Source organism: Flavobacterium sp. (assembly GCF_044338735.1).
GTDB lineage: Bacteria > Bacteroidota > Bacteroidia > Flavobacteriales > Flavobacteriaceae > Flavobacterium.
On sequence record NZ_JBIIWV010000065.1, the window covers coordinates 1 to 11145 of the forward strand.

General features: G+C 33.7%; 12 protein-coding genes. 9 read left to right on the top strand and 3 right to left on the bottom strand.

Translation table 11 applies throughout. The features are described from left to right. The 5 genes from ACIQZC_RS05870 to ACIQZC_RS05890 form a co-directional block, all read left to right on the top strand. The coding region (locus ACIQZC_RS05870) for an ATP-binding cassette domain-containing protein (protein WP_396138305.1) at positions 1-339 on the top strand (339 nt) is incomplete at its 5' end. Further along, complete coding sequence (locus ACIQZC_RS05875) at positions 336-1589, top strand: ABC transporter permease (RefSeq protein WP_396138306.1); 1254 nt, start codon at positions 336-338, stop codon at positions 1587-1589. The genes ACIQZC_RS05870 and ACIQZC_RS05875, both read left to right, overlap by 4 nt. Then, the gene (locus ACIQZC_RS05880) at positions 1582-2067 is read left to right on the top strand and encodes a hypothetical protein (RefSeq protein WP_396138307.1); all 486 of its coding nucleotides are present in this window, start codon (positions 1582-1584) and stop codon (positions 2065-2067) included. The genes ACIQZC_RS05875 and ACIQZC_RS05880 overlap by 8 nt, the downstream gene beginning before the upstream one ends. A gap of 6 nt (positions 2068-2073) precedes the next feature. Continuing rightward, a complete protein-coding gene (locus ACIQZC_RS05885; RefSeq protein WP_396138308.1) occupies positions 2074-2766 on the top strand; it encodes a YjjG family noncanonical pyrimidine nucleotidase in 693 nt (230 codons plus the stop codon). A 96-nt stretch (positions 2767-2862) separates the two neighbouring features. After that, complete coding sequence (locus ACIQZC_RS05890) at positions 2863-3579, top strand: hypothetical protein (protein ID WP_396138309.1); 717 nt, start codon at positions 2863-2865, stop codon at positions 3577-3579. A gap of 7 nt (positions 3580-3586) precedes the next feature. Here the strand turns inward: ACIQZC_RS05890 and ACIQZC_RS05895 are convergent, their stop codons facing one another. Beyond that, positions 3587-4876 (bottom strand): replication-associated recombination protein A, encoded by a 1290-nt coding sequence (locus tag ACIQZC_RS05895; protein WP_396138310.1) that lies wholly within the window; start codon positions 4874-4876, stop codon positions 3587-3589. Positions 4877-4949: 73 nt separating this feature from the next. Between ACIQZC_RS05895 and ACIQZC_RS05900 the strand changes: the two genes are divergently transcribed. Next, complete coding sequence (locus ACIQZC_RS05900; protein WP_396138311.1) at positions 4950-5699, top strand: rhomboid family intramembrane serine protease; 750 nt, start codon at positions 4950-4952, stop codon at positions 5697-5699. A 58-nt stretch (positions 5700-5757) separates the two neighbouring features. On the opposite strand, the gene rlmB is transcribed toward ACIQZC_RS05900, so the two are convergent. Both rlmB and ACIQZC_RS05910 read right to left on the bottom strand, forming a co-directional pair. Further along, the gene (rlmB, locus tag ACIQZC_RS05905) at positions 5758-6492 is read right to left on the bottom strand and encodes a 23S rRNA (guanosine(2251)-2'-O)-methyltransferase RlmB (RefSeq protein WP_396138312.1); all 735 of its coding nucleotides are present in this window, start codon (positions 6490-6492) and stop codon (positions 5758-5760) included. A gap of 69 nt (positions 6493-6561) precedes the next feature. Further along, positions 6562-8223, bottom strand: a complete 1662-nt coding sequence (locus ACIQZC_RS05910; protein WP_396138313.1) for a hypothetical protein — start codon at positions 8221-8223, stop codon at positions 6562-6564. A 335-nt stretch (positions 8224-8558) separates the two neighbouring features. On the opposite strand from ACIQZC_RS05910, the gene rpsL reads away from it, so the two are divergent. The 3 genes from rpsL to fusA form a co-directional block, all read left to right on the top strand. Further along, positions 8559-8963, top strand: coding sequence for a 30S ribosomal protein S12 (gene rpsL / locus ACIQZC_RS05915; protein WP_396138314.1), 405 nt, complete (start codon positions 8559-8561; stop codon positions 8961-8963). A gap of 27 nt (positions 8964-8990) precedes the next feature. After that, positions 8991-9467, top strand: coding sequence for a 30S ribosomal protein S7 (rpsG, locus tag ACIQZC_RS05920; protein WP_396138315.1), 477 nt, complete (start codon positions 8991-8993; stop codon positions 9465-9467). 11 nt (positions 9468-9478) lie between these two features. Beyond that, a partial coding sequence (fusA, locus tag ACIQZC_RS05925; RefSeq protein WP_396138316.1) for an elongation factor G occupies positions 9479-11145 on the top strand: 1667 nt, incomplete at its 3' end.

Here is an 11145-nt window from a genome sequence, read left to right on the forward strand (position 1 = left end):
GAAAATCTACAAATGGCAAGTTGGTTAGCAACAGGTAAAAAGCATACTAAACGTGCAAAAAGATTGTTAGAACAATTAGGAATTGAAAATCAAGCATCTAAATTGCCATCTCAGTTGAGTATTGGTCAACAGCAAAGGGTTTCAATTGCTCGCGCATTAATTAATGAACCAAAAGTACTTTTGGCAGACGAACCAACTTCTAGTTTGGATGATAAAAATGCTGAAAAAGTAATCGATTTGCTAACTTCTTTGTCAAAAGAATACAAAGCTGCTTTACTTATTGTAACGCACGATAACCGTATTAAAGAAAAATTTATTAATAAAATCACTTTGGTATGATTGCAAAATTAGCTTGGAGAAATATTTGGTTTAAACCATTAAATACTGTTTTGAGTGTTATTTTGCTATCCTCAAGTGTCGCAATTATCACTACTTTAATCTTGGTTGAAAAACAATTTGAAGAGAAATTTTCAAGTAATATTGAAGATGTAGATTTAGTATTAGGAGCTCAAGGAAGTCCGTTGCAATTAATTTTATCTTCTGTTTATCAAGTAGATGCTCCAACAGGAAATATAAATTACGACTCGGCAAAAGTATGGATGAATAATCCCTATGTTGAAAAAGCAATACCGTTAGCCTTTGGCGATAATTATCGCGGTTATAAAATTTTAGGAACAACACACGATTATTTAACAAAATTTAAGGCAAAAGTGTCCGATGGAAGACTTTATGAAAAGAATTTTGAAGTAGTAGTTGGAAGCGAAATCGCTCAAAAATTAAATGTAAACGTAGGAGATGAATTCTTTGGCTCACATGGTGATGCAGAAGAAGGTGAGGTCCATGAAAACTATGCCTACAAAGTAGTTGGAATAGCAACTCATACTGGAAAAGTAGTTGATAATTTAATTCTTTGTACTATTCCCACGGTTTGGCAAATGCACGGCGGACATGAAGAAAATCCTGCGCATGGCGAGGAAGGTCATGTTCACGAAGAGGATGAACACGAACATGAAGATGCGGATTTAACTCTAGATGAACCTAATATGGAAATCACAGCAGTTTTATTGAAAGTTCGCAATCAAATGGCAAAACTAACATGGCAACGTCTGATTCCACAAAACACAAAAATGCAAGCAGTTTCTCCTGTTTTTGAAGTCAATCGTTTGTTTGGTTTGTTTGGAATTGGTGTAACAGCGTTGCAATATTTAGCCTACGGAATTATGTTGATTTCCGGAATTTCGATATTTATCGCCTTATTCAATACTCTAAAAGAAAGAAAAGCGGAATTTGCATTGCTTCGTGTTAATGGAGCAGGCAGATTTCAATTATTAAAAGTAGTCATGATTGAAAGTTTGTTGCTTTGTGTGGTTGGATTTGTTTTTGGTACGATTTTAGGTAGAGTTGCATTGAGTTTTCTCTCTAATTCCTCAGAAGCAGATTTTAAAATGAGTTTTAATCCGTATGAATTTCTTTGGGAAAAAGAAGGAACGCTGTTCTTACTCACCATATTTGTTGGCTTTATTGCTGCTTTGATTCCTGCTATAAAAGCCTATAATTTAAACATATCAAAAACATTAGCCAATGCGTAATTTTAGTAAATTAGTTTTAGCCTTAGTTGTATTTATTTCATTAATGGGTTTCGAAAAAAACTCGAAAATTGAAAAACCATCAATTAATAAAACAATAGTTGTAACAGATACACTAACTTGGAAATTATTAGGTGACATCAAATATATTCGAAAAAAACACGCATCATACGGCGAAGTAGAATTCCCGCAAGTCAATTTAAAATTAAAAGCGTATCATAATAAAACAGTTTATTTGACTGGTTTTATTGTTCCAATTGATTCAAAAAATTATGCGCTAAGCAAAAATGTTTTTGCTTCTTGCTTTTTTTGTGGAAAATCTGGGCCTGAAACCATTGCTGGATTAAAGTTTAAAGGAGGTTTGCCAAAGCTAAAAACCGATACTTATTTAACTATTAAAGGAACATTCAAAGCCAATGAAACCGATGTAGATGATTGGATTTACAACATTGAAAATGCCGAAATTGTTTCTAAAAAATAATAGTTCTTGAAACATTTTAAACATAAAAAGCATCTTTTTTTCGATTTAGATCACACGCTTTGGGATTTTGATAAAAATTCGGCATTTGCTTTCGATGCTATTTTTAAAGAAAGAGGATTTGCAATTTCGTTACAGGATTTTTTAAATATTTATATTCCTCGCAATCAGCATTATTGGAAATTGTATCAAGTCAATCAAATTTCGCACGATGATTTACGCTATTTTCGTTTGAAAGACGTTTTTGATGCTTTGCAATTTGAAGTTTCAGATGCAATTATTCATCAACTTTCTGAAGATTATATCAACTATTTACCGGAGTACAATCATTTATTTGACGGCGCAATCGAAATTTTAGATTATTTAAAACCCAATTATAAATTGCACATTATTACCAATGGTTTTGCTTCAGTGCAAACAAAAAAACTAAATAATTCTAACATTGGTCATTATTTTAATACGATTACCAATTCTGAAATGGCGGGAGTTAAAAAACCACATCCAACTATATTTGATTTTGCCTTATCTTTGGCAAACGCTTCAAAAGAAGAATGCTTAATGATAGGCGATAGTTATGAAGCCGATATTATCGGTGCGCAAGAAGCCGGTATTGAAGCAATTTTTTTCAATGAGCAAAATGTTGAAGTTGATAATTCGGTGTTACAAATAAATCATTTATTAGATTTAAAAAATATATTATAGAAATGAAATCGCTATTAACAAAAAGTTTGCACAAGCAAACACCAATGATAAAAATGCGATTCCATATGTTACCGCTGAAAATTAAAATTTAAACATATGAAAAAAATAGTTTTGTTATTAGTTTTATTTACGTCTACTTTTTCCTTGGCTCAGGAAAATTATAAGTATGCAATTGTTCCTAAAAAATTCAGTTTTTTTAGTGAAGAAAATGAATACAACACCAGTTCAATGACAAAAGCTTTTTTTGAAAAAGAGGGATTTGTTGTTTATTATGATACTGATGAATTTCCGAGTGAATTAGCAAATAATCGTTGTATGGCATTTTATGTAAATGTGCTTAAAAAGAGCAATATGTTCATCACAAAAATTAACTTTGAATTGAAAGATTGTGCCAATAAAATAATCTATACTAGTATTCAAGGAAGTAGTAAAGAAAAGGAATATCAAAAGTCTTATAACGAATCTTTTAGAATTGCATTAGGTGCTATGAAAGGGCAATTGAATTTCGCAAATACAAGTAAAACGATTGTTTCAGAGGTGAATGAAAAGACTGTGGTTACTCCTGTAGCCATCGATAGTAATAATAACGAAACAAAACAAAAGTTGACAGCTGTACCTATGCAAAACGGCTATAAATTAGTAGATAGTGTTCCTGCAGTGATTTATGAATTATTAGCCACTAGTATCGAAAATGTGTATACCGCAAAAAAAGGAACGATAACTGGTACTTTTTTAAAGAAAAATACGGGTTGGTATTTTGAATATTATCAGAATGACCAATTGGTTTCAGAAAAAGTTGAGGTTAAGTTTTAATTGGAATTTAATAATCGTATTTGTCTTTCCAACGATTCTTTAAAAATTGACGCAATTCTTTTTCGCGAACATTTTCTCCAGGTTCAAAGAATTTTGTATCTGAAATTTCGTTAGGCAAAAATTCTTGTTCGGCAAAGTTGTTCGGAAAATCATGCGAATATTTGTACTCCTCGCCAAAACCCAATTCTTTCATTAACTTAGTAGGTGCATTTCGTAAATGAATGGGCACCGCTAAATCACCTGTTTGTTTTACCATTTGTTGTGCTTTTCCAATAGCCATATAGCTGGCATTACTTTTAGCTGAAGTTGCTAAGTAAATCGCACACTGACTCAATATTATGCGACTTTCTGGATAACCAATAGTTGCCACCGCTTGAAAGGCATTATTTGCCATGATAAAAGCCGTCGGGTTGGCATTTCCAATATCTTCGCTAGCTAAAATTAATAATCTTCGCGCAATAAATTTTACATCTTCACCACCTTCAATCATTCGGGCTAACCAATACACCGCACCATTTGGGTCGCTTCCACGAATTGACTTTATGAATGCCGAAACAATATCGTAATGTTGTTCGCCTGTTTTATCATACAACACGGTGTTTTTTTGCACCAATTGCATTACTTTTTCATTCGTAATTTCAATGATTGCTGAACCTGTCGAAGTATCGGTTGCATTGATGACCAATTCAAAAATATTCAATAATTTTCGTCCATCTCCACCAGAAAGTCTTAATAGCGCTTCGGTTTCTTTTAATTGAATATCTTTATCTTGAAGCAGAACATCAGTTTTTATAGCACGATGTAGCAATGCTTCCAAATCTTCTTTGGTAAAGGCATTCAATACATACACCTGACATCTTGACAACAAAGCGGGGATGACTTCAAAACTCGGATTTTCAGTCGTTGCACCTATCAAAGTTATCCAACCTTTTTCTACCGCAGCCAACAATGAATCTTGCTGTGATTTTGAGAATCGATGAATCTCATCAATAAATAAAATCGGATTTTTTGCGGTGAATATACCATTGCTTTGTTTCGCTTTTTCAATCACCTCACGAATGTCCTTTACACCCGAATGTATCGCGCTCAGTTGGTAAAACGGTCGTTTACTTTCTTGAGCCATAATTTGCGCCAAGGTAGTTTTTCCGGTTCCCGGTGGTCCCCATAAAATTAAACTTGGGATTAATCCTTTGGCAATTTGTTGTGTTAACGAGCCTTCAGGACCAACTAAATGCAATTGACTTATGTAATCTGATAATTGTTGTGGGCGAATGCGTTCGGCTAATGGTTGATTCATGATGTAAAATTACATATTTTATGACAAATGTGCATAGAAATAATTTTGGCTTTATCTTTGAAATAATTTTGATATGGAACAACACCACGATAATCCTTTTCAGTTTACTAAAGCGGTCATTTTATTGCCGCTGTTGTTTGTATTGACTTTGTGGTTGGTTTTTTGGCACGATTTGCATTTTCAGCAAAGTTTGTCGCATTTTGGTATCTATCCAAGAGAAGTTTTCGGTTTGAAAGGAATTCTTTTCAGCCCGTTTTTGCATGGCGATATCGAACATTTAGCCAATAATTCTATTGCATTATTGATATTGTTGCCTATTTTGAGATATTTCTACAAAGAACAATCGTTTGTGGTCTTATTTTTAGGAATTCTATTTTCTGGATTAGGAACGTGGCTGTTAGGAAGGCCAAGTTATCACATTGGCGCCAGCGGATTAATTTATGCCTTGGTGAGTTTTATTTTTTTCAAAGGTATTTTTACCAAATATTACCGTTTGGTAGCTTTGTCATTTACCATTGTTATTTTATACGGCGGAAGCGTTTGGTATATGTTTCCCAATGTGAAAGAAGGTATTTCGTGGGAAGGACATTTAGCCGGATTTTTAGTGGGATTGGCATTAGCCTTACTTTTAAAAACGCCCCAATTTGGAAAAACAATATTTTACGAATGGCAAAAACCCGATTTCAATCCTAAACTCGATCCGTTTATGAAAAACTTCGACGAAAAAGGAAATTTCACTCCACCACCAAAACCAGAGGAAGTGATTAAAGAATACTTTAATTCTTCTATGAAAGTGGTGTATGAGTTTTTGGGAAGGAAATAATGATTTAAGATTGAAGAATAATGATTTAAGATTTCAGAATTCAAAAATCTGCAATTATTTACATTCTCTGTCTTAAAGCTTCATACAAAAAAGCCCCACAAGCTACTGATACATTTAAAGATTCAATTGTGCCAAACATGGGTAATTTTGCTTTTTCATCCACAATTTTTAATACCGAAGGATTTACACCTCTGTCTTCGCTCCCCATAATAATTGCAACGCCTTCGTTTAAGTTGATGTCGTAAATATGGCTTTCCGTTTTTTCAGTTGCCGCAACGGTTTTAATTCCGCTTCCTTGCAAATAAAAAATCGCGTCTTTAATGTGATCTACTTTACAAATAGGCACATTAAAAACCGCTCCAGCCGAAGTTTTAACGGTATCTCCATTCACAGGAGCCGAACCTTGTTTTTGGATAATGATTCCGTCAACACCCGTACATTCTGCAGTTCTAATGATGGCGCCAAAGTTACGCGCATCAGACAATTGATCTAAAATTAGGAATAAAGGTTTTTTACCAGTTTCAATAACGCTTTCTACTAAAGTTTCTAAGGTAACAAAAGAAATAGGAGCAATAGTTGCCACCGCGCCTTGGTGATTATTCGGAGTTAATCGGTTTAGTTTTTCAACAGGAACGTATGAAAAGTTGATATTATTTGTTTTCATCGTTTTCATCAAATCTTGCATCAAGTCACCTTGTGCCTCTTTTTGAACGAATACTTTATCAATTTCCTTTTTAGCGTTAATCGCTTCAATAATTGCTCTAATTCCGAATATTTGGTTTTCTTTTTCCATGGCGCAAAGATAGTTAATTAAGAATTAAAAAAATTAAGAATTAATCTGAATATACTAAAATCCAATAATCTAAAAATTCGTTTTGAAACTAATATGCACAATCGAATTAGAAAGTTTTATGGCTTGGTCGCTCGTACTTCCGTTGGCATAAATTAAATTAAACAAGCCGTTTTTGGTAAACAACCCAAATCCAAATCCCAAGCCTAACAGTTTGTAATCAATTTCAGCGGTTTTGTCTTGAAAATAACCATAATCGGTAATGGAATGAACGTATAAATTTGGCGCAACTAAATACCGATATTCTGCCATAATTCCGCTAAAAACATTGGCTTGTAAGCTATTTTCATTAAAACCTCTAATCGAGTTTATGCCGCCAAAGCGATGCAATTCGTTAATGATATAAGAATCACTTTGTAAGTAGTAGGATTGATTTTTTATGAAAATACTATTTTTCTGATTCAATTCGAAATAATGACTAAATTCGAGTTGACCAAAAAACTGATTTGATTTTGCACTAGAAATGGTTCTGTTTCCTAGTCCAACTTTAGCAAACACTTTTGTTCGTTCCGGAAAAATAAAATTATCAGTTGCATAATTTACGTGTTCAAAACTTGAAGTAAAGAAAGTATTCGTAAAATCGTTCAAACTAAACGAATTGGTATTTTGAATATCCACCGAATTTGTTTTTTGGTAACCCAAATACGCTTTTGTGTTGTACGAAAAATAGTAACCCAAATTTAAATCGGTAATTGTATTCTGAAAAGTAGAATCTTGTTTAAAAATTCGAAGATTTGCTTTTATTCCAATCGGACTTTTAAATAGATACGGAATTTCGGTTCCTAAATTAAATGACGTTTGGCTGTTACCATCATTTTTCCAATACAAATTAAATTTTTCGCCCGAATTCAAAATATTCTGCAATTGTAAATCTAAATAACCGTTGAACGTCAATTTGCTTTTGTCATCGTTTGAAAATCCAATAAAACCGTCAAATTTATTAGGTTTCGATTTTTCTAAATACACAAAAATCTTGGTAGAATCGGTTGTGAATAAAATTTCGGGATATTTCAGCTGATTTACAAATTGTAGTTTGCTAAATTCTTCATTGATCTGTTTTAAATTTTCTTGATTAAATGTTGCTTTCTTTGCTTTTTTGGTTATCGCTTTTTTAATTCCTGTCGGAAACTTGTCATAGCCCACAATCACAATATCAGTAATTTTTCGTTTCGAATTCAGTTTGAGGTGTAAATCAGAAAGTAAATTATTTTCTTTTCTTCGCTGATTGACCAATTTCAAATTAGCTAATAAATACCCCTTTTTTTCTAACAATGCCATTTTGCTTTTCATGAAATTTTCAACTTCAGAGGTAATAATTATTAAACTATCATTTTCTTCTTGCAATAACGACTTTTCTTCGGCAGTAAGTTTACCTATATATATAGTATTGGTTTGTACTAAATTCCCTAAACGATATTGAAATACAAAACTACTATCATTAACTTTTTTTTGTTCTAGTTGTAACCAATCAAAAAAACCAAGATTAGTTAATTTGGATTCAAAACGTTTTTGTTCTGTTAGAATTGAAGCAACGCTCGTATGTTTAAATTCATATGTAATACTGTCTATAGTTTTGCGCTCTTGTTCAGAAGCCCCTTCAATTTTTAAATAGAAGTTTTGCCCCAATGAAAATTGGATCGAAAAAAATACAATAAAACTAAAAAGTAATTTCATAGCAGTAAAGAAACGAAAAAAAGTAAAATAAATTTTATATCCATTTTGTCATTCTATCCCGGAAGCTTCGAGATGGTTCAGAATCAGGAGCGAATGGCTTGGGAATTTTTGGTTTCCATATTCCCGCTGTCCGCACTACATGGTAGTTCGCTTCCATCGGGGCTAACTTAAATTTGTCTTTCTTTTTTGTAACTCAATACAAATCAAAACACTACAAAAATCAATAAGTATTGAAAATTAATATATTATGATTTGGAAAGTAAAAAATAATTCCTACATTTGCAACCCCGTAAAAAGCGGGAATTTTAAACAATAAAAATTTTTAGTATTTAATTATGCCAACAATTCAACAATTAGTAAGAACAGGGAGAACCCAAATAACTAAGAAGAGTAAATCGGCTGCTTTAGATTCTTGTCCTCAAAGAAGAGGTGTGTGTACTCGTGTTTACACAACAACTCCTAAGAAACCAAACTCAGCAATGAGAAAGGTAGCTAGGGTTCGTTTAACAAACGGTAACGAGGTAAATGCATACATTCCTGGAGAAGGTCACAATCTACAAGAGCACTCGATAGTATTAGTTAGAGGTGGAAGAGTAAAAGATTTACCAGGTGTACGTTATCACATTGTACGTGGAGCGTTAGACACTGCGGGTGTTGCAGGTAGAACACAACGTAGATCTAAGTATGGAGCTAAACGTCCAAAACCAGGACAAGCAGCTGCACCAACTGGAAAGAAGTAGTAATTTAAAATCTTTTAAAGAAAAGACATGAGAAAAAGAGCGGCCAAAAAAAGACCACTTTTACCAGATCCAAAATTTAACGATCAGTTAGTAACACGTTTTGTAAATAACTTAATGTGGGATGGTAAAAAATCAACAGCTTTCAAAGTATTCTATGATGCATTAGAAATTGTAGAAGCTAAAAAGCAAGATGCAGAAAAATCTGCTTTAGAAACATGGAAAGACGCATTAACAAATGTTATGCCTCACGTAGAAGTTCGTTCACGTAGAGTGGGTGGAGCTACATTCCAAATTCCAATGCAAATTCGTCCAGATAGAAAAATTTCTTACGCTATCAAATGGATGATTCTTTATGCAAGAAGAAGAAACGAAAAATCAATGGCAGGAAAATTAGCTTCTGAAATTTTAGCTGCGGCTAAAGAAGAAGGTGCTGCTGTTAAGAAAAGAATGGATACTCACAAAATGGCAGATGCTAATAAAGCATTCTCTCATTTTAGATTTTAATTCGTATAGAAATGGCTAGAGATTTAAAATTTACAAGAAACATTGGTATTGCTGCTCACATTGATGCGGGTAAAACTACCACTACAGAGCGTATCTTATTCTACACAGGAAAATCACACAAAATTGGTGAAGTACACGATGGTGCTGCAACAATGGACTGGATGGCTCAAGAGCAAGAAAGAGGTATTACAATTACTTCTGCAGCTACAACTTGTGAGTGGAGTTTTCCAACAGAACAAGGTAAAATCTTACCAGAATCAAAACCATACCACTTTAATATTATCGATACTCCGGGACACGTTGACTTTACAGTTGAGGTAAACCGTTCGTTACGTGTATTAGATGGTTTGGTATTTTTATTTAGTGCAGTTGATGGTGTTGAGCCACAATCTGAAACTAACTGGAGATTAGCTGATCAATATAGAGTTCCACGTATGGGATTCGTAAACAAAATGGACCGTCAAGGTTCTAACTTCTTAATGGTTTGTCAACAAGTTAGAGATATGTTAAAATCTAACGCTGTTGCTATTACTTTACCAATTGGTGAAGAAAATGACTTTAAAGGAGTTGTTGATTTAGTAAAAAATCAAGCTATTATTTGGCATGACGAAACGCAAGGGGCCACTTTTGACATTGTGCCAATCCCAGAAGATATGTTAGCTGAAGTAAAAGAATATAGATCTATTCTTATAGAAGCTGTAGCAGATTATGATGATAATCTATTAGATAAGTACATGGAAGATGAAAACTCTATTACAGAGGAAGAAATCAACATTGCTTTAAGAGCTGCAACAATCGACATGGCTATCATTCCTATGATTGCTGGTTCTTCATTCAAAAATAAAGGAGTTCAGTTCATGTTAGATGCAGTATGTAAATACTTACCATCTCCAATGGATAAAGAAGGTATCGAAGGAATTCACCCTGATGATGCAGATTTATTAGAAGAAGATCAAAAGAAAATTTTACGTCGTCCAGATACAAAAGAGCCGTTTGCTGCTTTAGCATTTAAAATTGCTACTGACCCATATGTAGGTCGTTTAGCATTCTTCCGTGCGTATTCAGGTCGTTTAGATGCGGGTTCTTACATCTTGAACACACGTTCAGGAAACAAAGAGCGTATTTCTCGTATTTACCAAATGCACGCGAACAAACAAAATCCGATCGACTATATCGAAGCTGGAGATATTGGAGCTGCTGTAGGATTTAAGGATATCAAAACAGGAGACACTATGTGTGATGAAAAACACCCAATTATCCTTGAGTCAATGAAATTCCCTGATCCAGTAATTGGTATCGCAATTGAGCCAAAAACAAAAGCTGACGTAGATAAAATGGGTATGGCTTTAGCTAAATTAGCTGAGGAAGATCCAACGTTTACAGTAAGAACAGATGAGGCTTCAGGTCAAACGATTATTTCAGGTATGGGTGAGTTGCACTTAGACATTCTTGTAGATCGTATGAAACGTGAGTTTAAAGTTGAGGTTAACCAAGGTGAGCCACAAGTAGAATATAAAGAAGCATTCACAAAAGCAGCACAACACAGAGAGGTTTACAAAAAGCAATCGGGTGGTCGTGGTAAATTTGGTGATATTGTATTCACATTAGAACCAGCTGATGAAGTAGATGGTAAAATTCCTAATGGTTTACAGTTTATTAATGCAGTAAAAGGTGGTAA